At 73.3% G+C, this 17,132-nt stretch carries 15 protein-coding genes; 11 read left to right on the forward strand and 4 right to left on the reverse strand.

The genetic code is table 11. From position 1 onward, the window contains the following. Window positions 1-23: 23 nt before the first annotated feature. The 3 genes from TBIS_RS06715 (at window position 24) to thiE (ending at window position 2,377) form a co-directional block, all read left to right on the forward strand. Window positions 24-1,202 (forward strand): NAD(P)/FAD-dependent oxidoreductase, encoded by a 1,179-nt coding sequence (locus TBIS_RS06715; RefSeq protein ID WP_050760456.1) that lies wholly within the window; start codon window positions 24-26, stop codon window positions 1,200-1,202. Between the two features lie 88 nt (window positions 1,203-1,290). Then, window positions 1,291-1,668, forward strand: coding sequence for an Rv2175c family DNA-binding protein (locus TBIS_RS06720; protein WP_013131593.1), 378 nt, complete (start codon window positions 1,291-1,293; stop codon window positions 1,666-1,668). 43 nt (window positions 1,669-1,711) lie between these two features. Continuing rightward, on the forward strand, window positions 1,712-2,377 hold the full coding sequence (gene thiE / locus TBIS_RS06725) for a thiamine phosphate synthase (protein ID WP_013131594.1): 666 nt from the start codon (window positions 1,712-1,714) through the stop codon (window positions 2,375-2,377). A 355-nt stretch (window positions 2,378-2,732) separates the two neighbouring features. On the opposite strand, the gene TBIS_RS06730 is transcribed toward thiE, so the two are convergent. After that, a complete protein-coding gene (locus TBIS_RS06730) occupies window positions 2,733-3,809 on the reverse strand; it encodes a polyprenyl synthetase family protein (protein ID WP_013131595.1) in 1,077 nt (358 codons plus the stop codon). Window positions 3,810-3,936: 127 nt separating this feature from the next. Here TBIS_RS06730 and metF point away from each other — a divergent pair, with 127 nt between their 5' ends. Next, complete coding sequence (gene metF, locus TBIS_RS06735; protein WP_013131596.1) at window positions 3,937-4,863, forward strand: methylenetetrahydrofolate reductase [NAD(P)H]; 927 nt, start codon at window positions 3,937-3,939, stop codon at window positions 4,861-4,863. 175 nt (window positions 4,864-5,038) lie between these two features. Here metF and TBIS_RS06740 read toward each other — a convergent pair whose 3' ends face one another. Together TBIS_RS06740 and TBIS_RS06745 are read right to left on the reverse strand one after the other, a co-directional pair. Then, a complete protein-coding gene (locus TBIS_RS06740; protein WP_013131597.1) occupies window positions 5,039-5,587 on the reverse strand; it encodes a GNAT family N-acetyltransferase in 549 nt (182 codons plus the stop codon). 75 nt (window positions 5,588-5,662) lie between these two features. Then, complete coding sequence (locus TBIS_RS06745) at window positions 5,663-6,139, reverse strand: YbaK/EbsC family protein (RefSeq protein WP_013131598.1); 477 nt, start codon at window positions 6,137-6,139, stop codon at window positions 5,663-5,665. Window positions 6,140-6,280: 141 nt separating this feature from the next. On the opposite strand from TBIS_RS06745, the gene TBIS_RS06750 reads away from it, so the two are divergent. After that, window positions 6,281-7,087, forward strand: coding sequence for a L,D-transpeptidase family protein (locus TBIS_RS06750; protein WP_041432035.1), 807 nt, complete (start codon window positions 6,281-6,283; stop codon window positions 7,085-7,087). Window positions 7,088-7,928: 841 nt separating this feature from the next. After that, window positions 7,929-8,360, forward strand: a complete 432-nt coding sequence (locus tag TBIS_RS06755; RefSeq protein ID WP_013131600.1) for an SAV_6107 family HEPN domain-containing protein — start codon at window positions 7,929-7,931, stop codon at window positions 8,358-8,360. A gap of 209 nt (window positions 8,361-8,569) precedes the next feature. Here TBIS_RS06755 and bldD read toward each other — a convergent pair whose 3' ends face one another. After that, on the reverse strand, window positions 8,570-9,067 hold the full coding sequence (gene bldD / locus TBIS_RS06760; RefSeq protein ID WP_013131601.1) for a transcriptional regulator BldD: 498 nt from the start codon (window positions 9,065-9,067) through the stop codon (window positions 8,570-8,572). A 372-nt stretch (window positions 9,068-9,439) separates the two neighbouring features. On the opposite strand from bldD, the gene pyrR reads away from it, so the two are divergent. Genes pyrR through carB form a run of 5 tightly spaced genes read left to right on the forward strand, consistent with a single transcriptional unit; the run spans window position 9,440 to window position 16,613 of the window. Continuing rightward, complete coding sequence (pyrR, locus tag TBIS_RS06765; protein WP_013131602.1) at window positions 9,440-9,997, forward strand: bifunctional pyr operon transcriptional regulator/uracil phosphoribosyltransferase PyrR; 558 nt, start codon at window positions 9,440-9,442, stop codon at window positions 9,995-9,997. Next, window positions 9,994-10,929 carry an aspartate carbamoyltransferase catalytic subunit gene (locus tag TBIS_RS06770; protein WP_013131603.1) on the forward strand — a complete coding sequence of 312 codons (936 nt, stop codon included), beginning with the start codon at window positions 9,994-9,996 and terminating at the stop codon, window positions 10,927-10,929. Before pyrR ends, TBIS_RS06770 begins: the two co-directional genes overlap by 4 nt. Then, window positions 10,926-12,227, forward strand: a complete 1,302-nt coding sequence (locus tag TBIS_RS06775; RefSeq protein WP_013131604.1) for a dihydroorotase — start codon at window positions 10,926-10,928, stop codon at window positions 12,225-12,227. Before TBIS_RS06770 ends, TBIS_RS06775 begins: the two co-directional genes overlap by 4 nt. Beyond that, entirely contained in the window at window positions 12,224-13,342 is a 1,119-nt protein-coding gene (carA, locus tag TBIS_RS06780) for a glutamine-hydrolyzing carbamoyl-phosphate synthase small subunit (RefSeq protein ID WP_013131605.1), read from the forward strand. Before TBIS_RS06775 ends, carA begins: the two co-directional genes overlap by 4 nt. Further along, entirely contained in the window at window positions 13,335-16,613 is a 3,279-nt protein-coding gene (gene carB, locus TBIS_RS06785; RefSeq protein ID WP_013131606.1) for a carbamoyl-phosphate synthase large subunit, read from the forward strand. The genes carA and carB overlap by 8 nt, the downstream gene beginning before the upstream one ends. Window positions 16,614-17,132 lie beyond the last annotated feature (519 nt).

Consider the following 17,132-nt stretch of genomic DNA (forward strand, 5'->3'; position numbering starts at 1 on the left):
GGTCGGCAATCTATGTTCGGGTTGTGGATCACGTGGTGGTGGTGGGCGGCGGCCTGGCCGGTGTGCGCAGCGTGGAGGCGCTGCGGGCCCGCGGGTTCGCCGGGCTGATCACGCTCATCGGTGAGGAACGGCATCGCCCCTACGACCGGCCGCCGCTGTCCAAGGCGGTCCTGGCGGGCGAGACGGACTCGACCGCGGTCGACTCCGACCTCGACGCGCTCGACGTCACGGTGCGCCTCGGCACGGCCGCCAAGGGGCTGCGCGACGGCGTCCTGGAGACGACCGAGGGCGAGATCGAGTACGACGGGCTGGTCATCGCGACCGGCGCCACCCCGATCCGGCTGCGCGGCGAGGGCAGGCAGTACGTGCTGCGCACCATCGACGACGCCCGCGCGCTGCGCGAACGGCTCACGCCCGGCACCCGGGTGGCCGTGATCGGCGCGGGCTGGATCGGCGCGGAGGTGGCGACGGCGGCGGCGCGGGCCGGATGCGCGGTCACGGTGATCGAGGCGGCCGAGGCGCCGCTGGCGGGCGCGCTCGGCCCCGAGGTCGGCGCGTACACGATCCCGTGGTACGCCGAGGCCGGGGTGGAGCTGCGGCTGGGCGCACCGGTCGGCAGCGTCGACCCCGATGGGATCACGCTCATGTCCGGTACCCGGGTGCGGGCCGACGTGGTGGTGACCGGCATCGGGGTGCGCCCGGCCGTCGACTGGCTGAAGGGGTCGGGCGTCGCGGTCGACAACGGCGTGCTCGTGGACGAGCACCTGCGGAGCACCCTGCCCAACGTGGTCGCGGTCGGCGACTGCGCCAACTGGTGGTCGCGCCGGTACGGCCGGCGCATGCGCGTCGAGCACTGGGACACGGCCATCTCCGCCCCGGACACCGCGGCGGCGACCCTGCTGGGCGAGGACGCGGTCTACGATCCCGTGCCCTACTTCTGGTCGGAGCAGTTCGGCCGGATGGTGCAGTTCGCCGGCGACCGGATCGGGGCGGAGCGGACGCTGCTCCGCGGCGACCCCCGCACCGACGCCAAGTGGGCGGTGTGCTGGCTCACCGCCGAGGACCGGCTCGCCGCGATCCTCACCGTCGACCGGCCGCGCGACGTGGTGCAGGGCCGCCGGATAGCCGAGCGCGGGCAGCGGCTCGACCCGCGGCGGCTGACCGATCCGTCGGTCCCGCTCCGCGACTGCGTCAAGGAATGACCGGGGCCGGGCGGCGTTCCCGCGGGCTGCCTCCCGGGGCACTCATCAGGGTGTTTTCGGACGGCGCGCCTGTGGTAATGGTGATTGCGTGACGCTAGCTGTTACGCAGATCGACCCGGAGACCGAGCGGCTCGTGGCCGAGTGGATCTCGCTCTCCGAGGCCGCGAAGCGGCTGAAGGTCTCGGTCGGCCGGGTCAAGCAGCTGATCCACGACCACAAGCTGGTGGGCGTCCGGCGGAGCGGCGAGAGCGAGCCGCAGATCCCCGCGATCTTCATCGCCGGCGGCGAGGTGCTGAAGGGCCTGCCCGGGACGCTCACCCTGCTCGCCGACGCCGGTTACAACCCGGTCGAGTCGATCCGCTGGCTGTTCACCCCGGACGACTCCCTGCCCGGGACGCCGATCGAGGCGATCGCCGCGGGACGGCACACCGAGGTCAAGCGGCGGGCGCAGGCGCTCGGGTTCTGACCCCGGGTACCCGGCGGCCCGCCGGTGATGGCATTGTGGTCGGGTGATCGGTACCGATAACGGCACCCGGCGTGAGCGGCTCGCCCGGGCCAGGCTCTACCTGTGCACCGACGGCCGGCGGGACCGCGGCGACCTCGAGGAGTTCCTCGACGCGGTCCTGGCGAACGGCGTGGACATCGTCCAGCTCAGGGAGAAGGGCCTGGAGGCCCGCGAGGAGCTGGAGCTGCTCGAGATCTTCCGTGCGGCCTGTGACCGGCACGGGGCGCTGCTCGCGGTGAACGACCGGGCCGACATCGCCTATGCCGCCCGGCCGGACATCCTCCACCTCGGCCAGAACGACCTCCCGGTCGCGGTGGCCCGGGAGATCCTCGGACCGGACATCCTCATCGGCAGGTCCACGCACTCACCCGAGCAGGCGTCGGCGGCGGCCGCGGAGCCCGGCGTCGACTACTTCTGCTGCGGCCCGATCTGGCCCACCCCGACCAAGCCCGGCCGCCCGGCGGCCGGTCCGGAGCTGATCCGGTACGCCTCCGGGCTCGGCACGCAACGCCCCTGGTTCGGCATCGGCGGCATCGACCTGAACAACCTCGACGAGGTCATCGGGTACGGGGTCCGCCGGGTCGTCGTGGTCCGCGCGATCACCGAGGCCGACGACCCGGGGGAGGCGGCCGCCCGGTTCCGCGACCGGCTGCGGGCCGTCCCGCTCTGACCCGTAAGGCCCGGCCGCGACCGGCGGCCGCGGTCTTCGCGCCGTGAGCCACGAGGCCGGGCCGTGACCGGCTGTGGTCTCTTCACTATGAGGCGCGGGGCCCGGACGCGACCGGCTGCGCGCGGCACTCGCCGGCTCGCGAGGGCGCGCGCCGGTCCGCCGGGCCCGCCCGTCGCGGCCCGCGGGCCAGGGTCCCGATCACGCCTCGCGGATCAGGCCCAGGCCGGGCGTCTTCGCGCTCGCTGGGCCGGGAGCGCCGGGCCGGGCGTCCACCGCGGTCCGCGGATCCGGGGAGCGCCGGCCGGGTGCCCGTCGCGTCGGGTGGGCGGCCCGCGCCGCCCGGAGGCGCAGGCGCTCAGGTGCGCCGCGTGGTCGCCGCGACCGCGAGCGCGGCCAGGGCGGAGCGGGCGCTCTCGTCGATGATGGGCGCCTCCTGGAGCGCGTGCAGCGCCTCGTCGAGGTAGCGCTTGATCATCTCCTCGCACGCGGCGAGCGCGCCCGTCTCCTCGATGATCGTCCGGAGCGTGGCCACGCCCTCGGCGTCGAGATCGGGGTTGCCGAGCAGCTTGCGGACCACCTCCGCCTGCTCCGGCGTCGCCTGGGCGAGGGTGCGGGCGATGAGCATGGTGCGCTTGCCCTCGCGCAGGTCGTCCCCGGCGGGCTTGCCGGTCTCGGCCGGGTCGCCGAAGACCCCGAGGATGTCGTCGCGGAGCTGGAACGCGATCCCCACCCGCTGGCCGTACTGCGCGCAGAGGGTGTCGATCCACGGGAGCCGGCTCTGGGCGGCGAGGAGCAGCCCGAGCCGGAGCGGCTGCTCGACCGAGTACTTGCCGCTCTTGTAGAGCGCCACCCGGAGCGCGCTGTCGAACGTGCCCTCGCCCTGCGCCTGCTCCAGCAGGTCGAGGTACTGCCCGCACATGAGCTCGGTGAGCATGTGGTCGTGGACCGGCTGGGCGACGGCGAGCGCCTCGGCCGGCAGGCCGCTGGTGCGCCACATCTCACCGGCCCAGACCAGGAGCAGGTTGCCGAGGAGCACCGCGGCGTTCTCCCCGAACTGCGCGGCCGAGCCGTGCCAGCGGGACTCCAGGTGCATGCGCTCGAACCGGCGGTGCGCCGACGGCATGCCCCGGCGCACGTCGCTCGCGTCCATCACGTCGTCGTGGATGAGGGCGCTCGCCTGGAGCAGCTCCAGCGAGGCGGCCGCGTTGTACAGGCGGGCGTCGTCGGATCCTCCCCCCGCCGCTCGCCACCCCCAGTAGCAGAAGGCGGGGCGGAGCCGTTTGCCACCGGACAGGAAGGCCTCGGCGGCGTCCAGGAGCGTGGCCAGCTGCGGGTCGTCGAAGAACAGCGGCCGCTGGCGGTCGAGGAACCGCCGGATCGAACGGTCCACCTCAGGTCGGACGACGTCGAGCGGAGCGGCGGAAGTGGTCATGAACACGAGAGTAGCTGCCGCATTCCTGATTACCAGGGGGCATATCCCCCAAATCGGTCGGGGCGGATTCCGGTGCCCGCATGCTGGAACACGACCTCGGTGGATCACGGGCGGGAGGGGTACCCTAATGACCATGACTCTCGGTCTGCCCTCCCGGCTGCCCGATCGCGCCCCGACGGTGCGCGAGCTGCTCGCGGCGGGGGAGCGGTCGTTCTCCTTCGAGTTCTTCCCGCCGAAGACCGGCGAGGGGGAGCGGCAGCTCTGGCGGGCGATCCGGGAGGTGGAGGCGCTCCGGCCGACCTTCGTCTCCGTGACCTACGGCGCGGGCGGCAGCACCCGCGACCGGACCGTGGAGATCGTCGAGCGGCTGGCGCGCGAGACGACCCTCACGCCGGTGGCGCACTGCACCGCGGTCAACCACTCGGTGCGGGAGCTGCGGCACCTGATCGGGAGGTTCGCCGACGCCGGGGTGCGGAACATGCTCGCGCTCCGCGGCGACCCGCCCGGTGACCCGCTGGGCGAATGGGTCAAGCATCCCGAAGGGCTGGAGTACGCCGAGGAGCTGGTCCGGCTGATCCGCCAGTCCGGGGAGTTCTGCGTCGGGGTCGCCGCCTTCCCGAACAAGCACCCGCGGTCCCCGAGCATCGAGTCGGACACCGAGTACTTCGTGCGCAAGTGCCGGGCCGGCGCGGACTTCGCCATCACCCAGATGTTCTTCCGCGCCGAGGACTACCTGCGGCTGCGGGACCGCGTGGCGGCGAAGGGCTGCGACACGCCGATCATCCCCGGGATCATGCCGGTCACCAAGCTGAGCACGATCACCCGGTCGGAGCAGCTCTCCGGCGCGCCGTTCCCCCGGGACCTCGCCGCCCGGTTCGAGGCGGTGGCCGACGACCCCGAGGCGGTCCGCCGGCTCGGGATCGAGCACGCGATCGAGCTGTGCCGCACCCTGCTCGACGAGGGTGCGCCGGGCATCCACTTCATCACCTTCAACCGGTCGAGCGCGACCCGGGAGGTGTTCCGGGCGCTGCAGCCCGCCACCGTGGGCTCGTGACGCGCGCTCACCGGGTGGGCCCGGGAGGCCCGCCGTTCCGCCGCGCGCCCGTCCCGGTCTTCCCCGGCTCTGGCCGGTGCCCCGCCGGCTGCTTAAGGCCGCGTGCCGGCCGCGCGGGGTCAGTCCTTCGAACCTGATTCCGCCATCCCGGCCCGCCCGCGCCCCGCCGCGCGCGTCAGCCCGCGCCGGTGAGCGGCAGCCGCGCCCCGGCGATCACGTACGGCTCGGCGGTGCCGGGGAAGCGGAAGCGGGGCAGCAGGTCGACGAAGCCGGCGTCGCGGTAGAGATGGCGGGCCGCGGTAGGGGCGTCGCGGGTGGAGAGCACCGCGGTCCGCTCCGGGCGGCCCGCGCAGATCGCGTGGAGCAGGCGACGCCCGATCCCCCGGCCCTGATGGCCGGGGAGGACGTGGATCTCCGCGATCTCCAGGGCGTCGCCCAGCCACTCCGCGCAGGTCTCCTCGCCCGCGTGGTCCCGCAGCCCGCGCCAGACCACGTCATACCACCACTCCCCGGGGGCGCCGTGGAACCCGTAGGCGAAGCCGACGACCTGCGGCGCCTCGGCGAGCAGGCAGACGAAGCCGGGCCGGCTCCCGTGGTCGCGCATGATGGACGGCCGGACGGCGAGCTGGCCGGGCGGCGGGCGCATCGCGGCCGTGTAAATCCCCAGCAGGGTGCCGAGCAGCGTGGGGAACCGGTCGGCCGTCACGTGGCGTAGCCGGACCATCTGCGGCAGCCTAGCACCCACGACCGGGATGAATTCGTAAACAATGCAATTTTTCGTGACAAATAGGTCAGGTGGCTACTCCACGTCGGCCGGGGTCCCGCCGGTGATCCGCACCAGCTCCTCGAAGGTCGTGGGGAAGACCGTGTTCGGATGGCCGGCCGCGGCCCAGACCACCTCATGCTTGCCGAGCCAGGTGTCCACCAGCGTCCGGATCGGCGCCGGATGCCCCACCGGGGCCACCCCGCCGATGGGCTGACCGGTGTGCTCCCGCACGAACTCCGGCGTCGCCCGCCGTACCTCCCGGGCTCCGATGAGGCGGGCGATGTGGCCGGTGTCGACACGGTGGGCGCCGCTGGTGAGCACGAGCAGCGGTGCGCCGTCGGCGTCGAAGACCAGGCTGTTGGCGATCGCCCCGACATCGCAGCCGAGCGGAGCCGCGGCGGCGGCCGCGGTCCGCACCGGCTCCTCGAAGACCTTCACCTCGCCCTTGGCCCCGCGCGCGCGGAGGGCCTCGATCACCCGGACGGTGTTCGGATGCAACTTCTCAGCCACTGGGTCACTCTAACCGGATGTCCCGGGCGATTGTGAAGGATCACCCCGCCATGGCCGTACCAGGCGGATCGGCCGCCGCGCGCGGGGAACCCGGCCGGGACGGGCAGCAGGGGCGAGAGGTCTTCGGAGAGGCGGATGGCGATGAGCGTTCGAGGACGACTGGCCGCGGCGTTGCTCACCGTGGGTGCCATCACGGTCACGGCCTGGGGTGCGGCGGGCCCCGCCGGCGCGGTCCCGGTGCCGGCCGCGGCGGCGGAGGCGCGGGCGCACCCCGCGGCGGCCCCCCACTACCCGCCGTTCACCGCGCCGGCCACGACGCTCCGGCTCGGCGCCAAGGGCGCGGCGGTCCGGGCGTTACAGGCCCGGCTGAAGGAGCTCGGGTACCACCCGGGCAAGATCGACGGCAGGTACGGCGGGGCCACCCAGGCCGCGGTCTGGGCCTTCCAGAAGGTCCACGGGATCAAGCCGTCCAGCACGGTCGGCCGCCGGACCTGGGCGGCGCTGGAGCGGCCCCGGGCCCCGAAGGTCCTGGTCCCGCGCGGCAGGCCGGACCGCATCGAGGTGAACCTCACCCAGCAGATCATGGTGCTCTACAAGAAGGGCCGGCCGGTGCTGATCAGCCACATCTCGAGCGGCAGCGGCATCCCCTACACCGAGTACGTGGTGTGGAACGGCAAGCGGCAGCGGTTCTCCGGAAGCGCGATCACCCCCATCGGCGACTTCCGGACCACCTGGCGGGTCAGCGGCTGGCACCGCTCCTACCTGGGCATGCTGTACAACCCGATCTTCTTCCACGGTGGCATCGCGCTCCACGGCTCGCTCTCGGTGCCGCTCTACCCGGCCTCGCACGGCTGCGTCCGGCTCCCCATGCACGTCGCGTCGATCCTGCCCCGCCTGGTGGGGAAGGGCTTCCCCGTCCACGTGCGCGGGAAGTACGTGCGCCGCTGAGCGGGCCTGCGGCGTGGCGGCGCCCGCCGCGGCCGCCCGTACCGGCCCGCCATCCGCGTCGGGCGGGCCGGCCCGGGCGCGCCGTGCGCCGGCGACCGGCTCGCGAGCCGGCCGGGCCGCGGCCGGGCCCGGTCCCGCCGCGCGGCCGGGTTCCTGCCAAGTCGTCACACCCCTTGGGCGTGTCCGCCGGCGGGTCGTGCCGCGCGGGCGGGGTTCCGCCCTCCGGCGGGCCCTCGGGCGTACGGGGACGGCGGTACCGGACGGCGGCCGACCACGCCGCGGCCGGCCGGGGCCGGGGCGTACGGGCGACGGTGGGCGGAGTGGGCCGGGGTCCGGCCGCGATGGACCGGCGGGAGGTTGACAGCCACCTGGAGTCGAAAGTATGTTCGAACGCGCGAGGGTTCGCGCTCGCGTTCCCGCAGCCGGAAGCGCCCCGTCGGCGGCGGGACGGGCACGGTGCCGGCACTCCCGTCGGTGTCCGCCGGAACCGGCCCGGCGTTGGGCGGGCACTGGCCGGCGCGGCCGGGCGGGGGGAGGGGAAGCTCCTCGCCCGGCCGCGTCCTCGTTCCGGGCCGGGCCGAAGCCGGTGATGGCGGGGCCGGGGGCGGTCACGCGCGCGACCGGTGGCACCTCACCCGGCCGGGGAAGAAGCCGGCTCGGTGAGACGGTCCCGCGCGCGGCCCGTGGCACCAGCACCCGGCCGCCCGCCGGCGGGCGGCCGGACCGATCGCCAGGGCAGCGGCCGGATGGACGCCAGAGCACCCGATTTTGTCGGTGCCATCTGCGACGGTGAAGGTGACCGGCGATCCACGCCGGGGTGCTACGGCTCAAGGAGTGCGGGATGATCGGACACAGCGGTGGACGCAGCGGCCCCCGGGTCTCGCAGCGTGTCCTGGCGCATCTCGCCGAGGCGAGGGCCTGCCTGGACGAGGCGGCGGCCGCGGCCACGCCGGCGGAGCGGTACGTGGCGGCCCATCTCGCGGCCCTGCGGGCGGCCGCCGGTCTCATCGCGGCGCGGCCGGCCCGGATCGCCCGGCGCCGCCGGCTGCGCAGCGCGTGGGAGATGCTCCCCGAGGCCGAGCCCGGGCTCGCCGAATGGGCGGCCTATTTCCAGCTCAGCGCCGCCAAGCGAGCCGCGGCGGAGGCGGGCATGGTGCGGGGGATCACCTGGCGCGACGCCGACGAGCTGCTCGCCGAGGCGGGACGGTTCGTCGAGGAGGTCGAGTCGATCCTCGGGGTCACGAGCCAGCCGGTACTCCCCCTCGCCGGATAGCGGGCCGCCGCCAGAAGGGAAAGTGCGCCACCGGGAGACAGGAGCGCCACCGCCGGCGGACGGCCCATCCGCGCGTGCACGGTTCGCCGATCCGGTGCCGGGCCGGTGGTCCGCCGCCCGGAGTCTCCGGCGGCCCCGGGCCGCCCCGCGGAGTGGGCGGTGGGGCACCGGGAGGAGGCGGCGGTGCCGGGACGCCCGGCGGACCGGCGTCAGGACGACGACTCGACCGCGCCCCGTGCCTCCGGGTCGAGCACGCCCCAGCTGATGAACTCCTCGGTCAGCTCCGCGGGCGACTTGTCGTAGATCACCGCGAGCGAGCGCAGGTCCTCCTGGCGGATGGAGAGCACCTTGCCGTTGTAGTCACCGCGCTGGCTCTGGATGGTGGCGACGTAGCGGGCCAGCGGACCGACCTTCTCCTTCGGGAGCTGGGCCAGCCGCTCCAGGTTGATCACCAGCTTCGGGGTGGGAGCGACGGGAGCGGGGGAGTTGCCCCCGGGAAGCAGCTCGGCGACCGGCACTCCGTAGAACTCGGCCAGCTCGGCGAGCTTCTGCACGGTCACCGCGCGGTCCCCACGCTCGTAGGAGCCCACCACGACGGCCTTCCACCGGCCGCGGGACTTCTCTTCCACCCCGTGCAGCGAGAGCCCCTGCTGGGTGCGGATGGCGCGGAGCCGTGCTCCGAGCGACTTGGCGTAGTCAGATGGCATCGTCTGGCCCCCGGCTATCTATTTGAGTTCTCACTTGATTGTGCGTCCTTGTCCTAAGGGTTCCGAACACCGGGGTCGGTGCCTGGCGGCAACCTTCGGTGAGCACTGCGTCGGCTTTTACCCAGGAAGGTCGCGAGGTGTGGTTACGCGCAGTGACGGTAAAGCTCCTTGACCGAAAGGTCAAGCTGATCGGAAAAAAGTCCCTTGGCCGCCGGTCTCGTGAAATGCCCGGACAGCCTGGCCCGGCGCCGGTGCCGCCCCGGTCACCCGCCCCACCGCCTGCCGGACCGCCCTGGACCTGCTGATACCCTTAAGCGGCCGGACATCCCTTTAAGACCCGTCCCGTGAGGCGGGAAAGGCGGTGATTTTTTCATGTCCGAAGCCCGAAATCGGGCGCGCGCCGTGCTCGAGGGGCCCGACATCAACCGGGCACTGACCCGCATAGCGCACGAGATTCTCGAGCGTACCAAAGGCGCGAACGACATCATCCTCCTCGGCATCCCCACCCGCGGCGTCCCGCTGGCCCGCCGGATCGGCGAGCGCATCGAGCGGTTCGAAGGGGTCAAGGTCCCCGTCGGCGCGATCGACATCACCATGTACCGCGACGACCTCCGGCTCCGGCCGGCCCGCCCGCTCGGCCGTACCGAGATCCCGGCGGAGGGCATCGACGGCAAGATCGTCATCCTCGTCGACGACGTGCTCTACTCCGGCCGCACGGTCCGCGCCGCGCTCGACGCGCTCAGCGACGTCGGCCGGCCGCGCGCCGTCCAGCTCGCGACGCTCGTCGACCGGGGCCACCGCGAGCTCCCCATCCGCGCCGACTACGTCGGCAAGAACCTGCCGACGGCCAAGAGCGAAACGGTCAAGGTCTACCTGGAGGAGACCGACGGACGGGACGCCGTCGTGCTCATGAAGGGGGACGCCCGATGAAGCGGCACCTGCTCTCGGCCGGCGACCTGAGCCGCGAGGACGCCCTGCTCATCCTGGACACGGCCGAGGAGCTCTCCAAGGTCTCGCAGCGCTCCATCAAGAAGCTGCCGACCCTGCGCGGCCGCACGGTGGTCAACCTGTTCTTCGAGGACTCCACCCGGACGCGCATCTCGTTCGAGGCGGCCGCGAAGCGGCTCTCCGCCGATGTCATCAACTTCTCCGCGCGCGGGTCGAGCGTGTCCAAGGGCGAGTCGCTCAAGGACACCGCGCTCACCCTCGAGGCGATGGGCGCCGACGCCGTGGTCATCCGGCACGGGGCCTCCGGCGCCCCGCACCGGCTCGCCGGCTGGATCCGCGGCAGCGTGATCAACGCGGGCGACGGCACCCACGAGCACCCCACCCAGGCGCTGCTCGACGCGTTCAGCATCCGCCGGGCCATGGGCCGGGTGGAGGGGCTGAAGGTCGCGATCGTCGGCGACGTGCTGCACAGCCGGGTGGCGCGGTCGAACGTCCAGCTCCTCCACACGCTCGGCGCCGAGGTCACCCTCGTCGGGCCGCCGACCCTGATCCCGGTCGCGGTCGACACCTGGCCGTGCCAGGTCTCGTACGACTTCGACGCCGTGCTGCCCAAGACGGACGTGGTGATGATGCTCCGGGTGCAGCAGGAGCGGATGAACGGCGCCTACTTCCCGTCGGCGCGGGAGTACAGCCGCCGCTACGGCCTCGACCGCGACCGGTTCGCCAAGCTCCACGACGACGCGATCGTCATGCACCCGGGGCCGCTCAACCGCGGCATGGAGATCTCGGCCGAGGTGGCCGACTCCCCGCGGTCGATCATCGTGGAGCAGGTCGGCAACGGCGTGCTCGTCCGGATGGCCGTGCTCTATCTCCTGCTCGGCGGGTCCGAATCGGCGATCGGAGGTGGCGAGTGACGACCGTGCTCATCACGGGCGCCCGGGTGCTCGGCGGCCCGGCGCGCGACATCCTGATCCGCGACGGCGTCATCGCCGAGCTCGGCCGGCTCACCGGAACCGCCGCCGACCTCACGGTCGACGCCGACGGCCTGATCGCCCTCCCCGGGCTGGTCGACCTGCACACCCACCTGCGCGAGCCGGGCCGGGAGGACGCCGAGACCATCGAGACCGGGACCCAGGCCGCCGCGCTCGGCGGGTTCACCGCGGTCCACGCCATGGCGAACACCTCCCCGGTCGCCGACACCGCCGGGGTGGTCGAGCAGGTCTGGCGGCTCGGCCGGACCTACGGCCACTGCGACGTCCAGCCGGTCGGCGCGGTCACCGCGGGCCTGCAGGGCAGGCAGCTCGCCGAGCTCGGCGCCATGGCCGACTCGGCCGCCCGGGTCCGGGTCTTCTCCGACGACGGCAACTGCGTCTCCGACGCGGTGCTCATGCGCCGGGCGCTCGAGTACGTCAAGGCGTTCGACGGAGTGATCGCCCAGCACGCCCAGGAGCCGCGGCTCACCGAGGGGGCCCAGCTCAACGAGGGCGAGGTGTCGGCCAGGCTCGGGCTCGCCGGCTGGCCGGCCGTGGCCGAGGAGGCGATCGTCGCCCGGGACTGCCTGCTCGCCGCGCACGTCGGCTCCCGGCTGCACATCTGCCACGTGTCCACCGCCGGATCGGTGGAGATCATCCGCTGGGCCAAGTCGAAGGGCTGGAACGTCACCGCGGAGGTCACCCCGCACCACCTGCTGCTCACCGACTCCTACGCGGAGAACTCGCCGCTCGGGCCGTACAACCCGATCTACAAGGTGAACCCGCCGCTGCGCACCGAGGCGGACGTGCGGGCGCTGCGCGAGGCGCTCGCCGACGGCACGATCGACTGCGTCGCCACCGACCACGCCCCGCACCCGGTCGAGGCCAAGGAGACCGAGTGGGCGGCCGCGGCCATGGGGATGATCGGGCTGGAGACCGCCCTGTCGGTGGTGCAGGAGACCATGGTCGAGACCGGCCTGCTCGACTGGGCCGGCGTCGCCGACCGCATGTCCTACCGCCCGGCCCGCATCGGCAGGCTCTCCGGGCACGGCCGGCCGATCGAGGTCGGCGCCCCCGCCAACATCACGCTGTACGACCCGTCGGTGCGGGCGCCGGTCGACCCCTCGGCGATGGCGTCGAAGAGCAGGAACACCCCCTATCAGGGCATGACGTTGCCCGGGCGCGTCGTGGCCACGTTCCTCCGCGGCCGCCCCACCGTGCTGGAAGGGAAGCTGGCATGACCGCGCTGCTCGTGCTGGAGGACGGCCGGGTCTTCACGGGGACGCCCTACGGCGCCGTCGGGGAGACGTTCGGCGAGATGGTCTTCAACACCGGCATGACCGGGTACCAGGAGGTGCTCACCGACCCCTCCTACCACCGGCAGATCGTCGCGATGACCGCGCCGCACATCGGCAACACCGGGGTCAACCTCGAGGACGCGGAGTCGCGCCGGGTCTGGGTCGCCGGCTACGTGGTGCGCGAGCCGTCGCGGATCGCCTCGAGCTGGCGCGCCACCGGCACCCTCGGCGACTACCTCGCCGAGCACGGGGTGGTCGGGATCGCCATGCCCGGCACCCGGGCGCTCACCCGCCACCTGCGCGAGCGGGGGGCGATGCGCGCCGGGATCTTCTCCGGCGACGCCCTCGCCCCGGTCGAGGAGCTGGTCGAGCGGGTCCGGCGCTCGCCCGAGATGACCGGGGCCGACCTCGCCCGGGAGGTGAGCACGCCCGAGCCGTACGTGGTGCCCGCGAACGGGCGGAAGCGCTTCACCGTGGCCGCGGTCGACCTGGGCGTGAAGGCGATGACCGTGCGGCGGCTCACCGACCGCGGCTGCGAGGTGCACGTGCTGCCCGCCGGGGCCACCGCGGAGGAGATCCTCGCCCGCGACCCGGACGGAGTGTTCTTCTCCAACGGCCCCGGCGACCCGGCCGCCGCCGGGTACGCGGTCGAGGCGCTGCGCGGGGTGCTCGACGCCGGCAGGCCGTTCTTCGGCATCTGCTTCGGCAACCAGATCTTCGGCCGCGCGCTCGGGCTCGGCACGTACAAGCTCAAGTACGGCCACCGGGGGGTGAACCAGCCGGTGAAGGACCTGCGCACCGGCCGGGTGGCCATCTCCGCGCACAACCACGGCTTCGCCGTGCAGGCGCCGGTCGGCGAGCCGTTCGACACGCCGTACGGCCCGGCCGAGGTGACCCACGTCAACCTCAACGACGGGTGCGTGGAAGGGCTCCGGCTGATCGACCGGCCGGCCTTCAGCGTCCAGTACCACCCGGAGGCGGCGGCCGGGCCGCACGACGCGGGGTACCTGTTCGACCGGTTCTGCGAGCTGATGGAGAAGGGGGACCAGGGTGCCTAGGCGCACCGACATCTCGTCGGTCTTGGTGATCGGCTCCGGCCCGATCGTGATCGGGCAGGCGTGCGAGTTCGACTACTCGGGCACCCAGGCCTGCCGGGTCCTCAAGAACGAGGGGTTCCGCGTGATCCTGGTGAACAGCAACCCCGCCACGATCATGACGGACCCGGAGTTCGCCGACGCCACGTACGTCGAGCCGATCACCCCGGAGATGGTCGAGAAGATCATCGCCAAGGAGCGGCCGGACGCGCTGCTGCCCACCCTCGGCGGGCAGACCGCGCTCAACACCGCGGTCGCGCTCCACGAGGCCGGGGTGCTCGAGCGGTACGGCGTCGAGGTGATCGGCGCGAGCATCGAGGCGATCCAGGCGGGGGAGAACCGGGAACGCTTCAAGGAGATCGTCGCCCGGGTGGCCGAGAAGCACGGCCTCAACGCCGAGTCGGCGCGGAGCGTGATCTGCCACTCGCTCGACGACTGCCTGCGGGCCGCCGAGGAGCTCGGCTACCCCCTGGTGGTGCGGCCGAGCTTCACCCTCGGCGGCGCCGGCTCCGGCCTCGCCCACGACGAGGAGGAGCTGCGCCGGATCGCCGGGGCCGGGCTCGACGCCTCCCCCACCCATGAGGTGCTCCTGGAGGAGTCGGTCCTCGGGTGGAAGGAGTTCGAGCTCGAGGTCATGCGCGACCGCAACGACAACGTCGTGGTCGTCTGCTCGATCGAGAACATCGACCCCATGGGGGTGCACACCGGCGACAGCGTCACCGTGGCGCCCGCGATGACGCTCACCGACCGCGAATACCAGAACATGCGGGACGTCGCCATCGCGGTCATCCGCGAGGTCGGGGTGGACACCGGCGGCTGCAACATCCAGTTCGCCGTCCACCCGGAGACCGGCCGGATGGTCGTGATCGAGATGAACCCCCGGGTGTCGCGCTCCTCCGCGCTCGCCTCCAAGGCCACCGGCTTCCCGATCGCCAAGATCGCGGCGAAGCTCGCGGTGGGGTACACGCTCGACGAGATCCCCAACGACATCACCAGGGAGACCCCGGCCTCGTTCGAGCCCGCGCTCGACTACGTGGTGGTGAAGGTGCCGCGGTTCGCCTTCGAGAAGTTCGCCGGCGCGGACCGCACGCTCACCACCCACATGAAGTCGGTCGGCGAGGTCATGGCGATCGGCCGGTCGTTCCCGGAGGCCCTGCAGAAGGCCCTCAGGTCGCTGGAGCGGAAGGGCTCGGCGTTCACCTGGGCCGGGGAGCCGGGCGACCTGCAGGAGCTGCTCGAGGCCTGCCGCCGGCCGCACGACGGGCGGCTGCGCACCATGCAGCAGGCGATCCGGGCCGGGGCCACCCCGGAGCAGCTCGCCGAGGCGACCGGGATCGACCCCTGGTTCGTCGACCAGCTCTTCGCCATCGACGAGGTCGCCCGGTCGATCACGGCCCTCGACGGCCCCACGCTGCTGCGCGCCAAGCGGTACGGGTTCAGCGACGCCCAGATCGGCGAGATCCTCGGCGTGCCCGAGGCCGAGGTGCGCCGGGCCCGCCACGAGCTCGGCATCCGGCCCGTGTACCACACCGTCGACACCTGCGCGGCCGAGTTCGCCGCCCGCACCCCGTACCTCTACTCCACGTACGACGAGGAGACCGAGGTGCCGGCCGGGGACCGGCCCAAGGTGATCATCCTGGGCAGCGGGCCGAACCGGATCGGGCAGGGCATCGAGTTCGACTACGCCTGCGTGCACGCGTCGTTCGAGCTCGCCAAGGCCGGCTACGAGACCGTGATGGTCAACTGCAACCCGGAGACGGTCTCGACCGACTACGACACCTCCGACCGCCTGTACTTCGAGCCGCTCACCCTCGAGGACGTCCTCGAGATCGTGCACGCCGAGCAGGCCACCGGCCCGGTCGCCGGGGTGATCGTCCAGCTCGGCGGGCAGACCCCGCTCGGCCTGGCCCAGGGGCTGAAGGACGCCGGGGTCCCGGTGGTCGGCACCTCGCCCGAGTCGATCCACCTCGCCGAGGACCGCGGGGCCTTCGGCCGGGTGCTCGCCGAGGCCGGGCTGCTCGCCCCCAAGCACGGCACGGCCCGCACCGCCGAGGAGGCGGTGGAGGTCGCGTCCCGGATCGGGTACCCGGTGCTGGTCCGGCCGTCGTACGTGCTCGGTGGGGCCGGCATGGCCATCGTCTACGACGACGACACCCTGCGCACGTTCATGTCGCGGGTCTCCGCCGAGCACCCGGTGCTGATCGACCGCTTCCTCGACGACGCGATCGAGATCGACGTCGACGCCCTGTTCGACGGGGAGGAGCTCTACCTCGGCGGGGTCATGGAGCACATCGAGGAGGCCGGCATCCACTCCGGTGACTCGGCGTGCGCGCTCCCGCCGATCAGCCTGAGCGGCCACGACGTCGCCCGCATCCGCGCCGCCACCGAGGCGATCGCCCGCGGGGTCGGCGTCCGCGGCCTGCTCAACGTGCAGTACGCGCTGGCCGCCGGGGTGCTCTACGTGCTCGAGGCGAACCCGCGGGCGAGCCGTACTGTGCCGTTCGTGTCGAAGGCGACCGCGGTCCCGCTCGCCAAGGCGGCGGCCCGGGTGATGATGGGCGCGACCATCGCCGAGCTGCGCGCCGAGGGCCTGCTCCCGGCGACCGGGGACGGCGGCGCGCTGCCGTTCGACGCGCCGATCGCGGTCAAGGAGGCGGTGCTCCCGTTCAACCGGTTCCGCGGGGTGGACACGGTGCTCGGGCCGGAGATGCGCTCCACCGGCGAGGTGATGGGCATCGACGAGTTCTTCGGCACCGCCTACGCCAAGTCGCAGATCGCGGTGTACGGCGGGCTGCCCACCAAGGGCCGGGCCTTCGTGTCCATCGCGGATCGGGACAAACGAGCCGCGATCCTTCCGGTGAAGGTGCTCGCCGACCTCGGATTCGAGATTCTGGCCACGGAGGGTACCGCCGAGGTGCTGCGCCGTAACGGCGTCCATGTCAAGATCGTGCGCAAGCACAGCGACGGTCCCGGTCCCGATGGTGAGCCGACGATCGTGCAGCGCATCCTCGACGGTGAGGTGGATCTCATCGTGAACACGCCCCACGGCGGTCCCGGGCAGTCGGGGCCCCGGGTCGACGGGTATGAGATCCGCACCGCCGCCGTGCTGCGCGGCATCGCCTGCATCACCACCATCCAGGGCCTCGTGGCCGCCGTGCAGGGCATCCAGCACATCGCCCGGGGCGAGGTGGGCGTACGGTCTCTCCAGGAGCACGCCCGGAGGCTGAGGAGCTGAGCGGACGGAGTGGACCGGCCATGCCGGTCCGCGAAGTGAGCGAGGCTCCGAAGCCGGCCATGGGTGCCGTGGCTGGGGCCTGAGCGGACGGAGTGGACCGGCCATGCCGGTCCGCGAAGTGCGCGAGGGTCCGGAGCCCACCATGGGAGCTGTGGCTGCGGGCCTGAGCGATCCGTGCGGGGCGGCATGGCCGTTCCGTGCGGTGAGCGAGGGCCCGAAGTCGGCCGCGGGCGCCCTGGCCGTGGACCTTCGCGGGCCGGACGGTCCTTGCCGCGCGGCTCGGGCGGGCCCGGTGCCGGTGGGCGCCTGACCGTGGGTGCGCGCGTGGGCCTGAAGCCGGCCGCGGGTCCCCGGCCGAGGCCCGTGGGAAACCGGGCGGGCCGGTTCGGCCGTTCCGTGTGGTGAGCGAGGGCCCGAGACCGGCCGTGGGCGCCCTGGCCGCCGGCCGGGCGTGCCGGGCGGTCCCGGCAGCGCCGGTCCGCCGGCCGTGGCTGCGTGACCGGGCGGGCGGAAGGCCCC

The organism is Thermobispora bispora DSM 43833, from assembly GCF_000092645.1.
Lineage (GTDB): Bacteria > Actinomycetota > Actinomycetes > Streptosporangiales > Streptosporangiaceae > Thermobispora > Thermobispora bispora.

What these genes read in the sequence shown, in the direction of transcription:
- TBIS_RS06730 (WP_013131595.1), bottom strand. Translation starts at nt 3,809, where the DNA reads ATGACCACTTCCGCCGCTCCGCTCGACGTCGTCCGACCTGAGGTGGAC.
- metF (WP_013131596.1), top strand. Translation starts at nt 3,937, where the DNA reads ATGACCATGACTCTCGGTCTGCCCTCCCGGCTGCCCGATCGCGCCCCG.
- TBIS_RS06740 (WP_013131597.1), bottom strand. Translation starts at nt 5,587, where the DNA reads ATGGTCCGGCTACGCCACGTGACGGCCGACCGGTTCCCCACGCTGCTC.
- TBIS_RS06750 (WP_041432035.1), top strand. Translation starts at nt 6,281, where the DNA reads ATGAGCGTTCGAGGACGACTGGCCGCGGCGTTGCTCACCGTGGGTGCC.
- TBIS_RS06755 (WP_013131600.1), top strand. Translation starts at nt 7,929, where the DNA reads ATGATCGGACACAGCGGTGGACGCAGCGGCCCCCGGGTCTCGCAGCGT.
- bldD (WP_013131601.1), bottom strand. Translation starts at nt 9,067, where the DNA reads ATGCCATCTGACTACGCCAAGTCGCTCGGAGCACGGCTCCGCGCCATC.
- pyrR (WP_013131602.1), top strand. Translation starts at nt 9,440, where the DNA reads ATGTCCGAAGCCCGAAATCGGGCGCGCGCCGTGCTCGAGGGGCCCGAC.
- TBIS_RS06770 (WP_013131603.1), top strand. Translation starts at nt 9,994, where the DNA reads ATGAAGCGGCACCTGCTCTCGGCCGGCGACCTGAGCCGCGAGGACGCC.
- carA (WP_013131605.1), top strand. Translation starts at nt 12,224, where the DNA reads ATGACCGCGCTGCTCGTGCTGGAGGACGGCCGGGTCTTCACGGGGACG.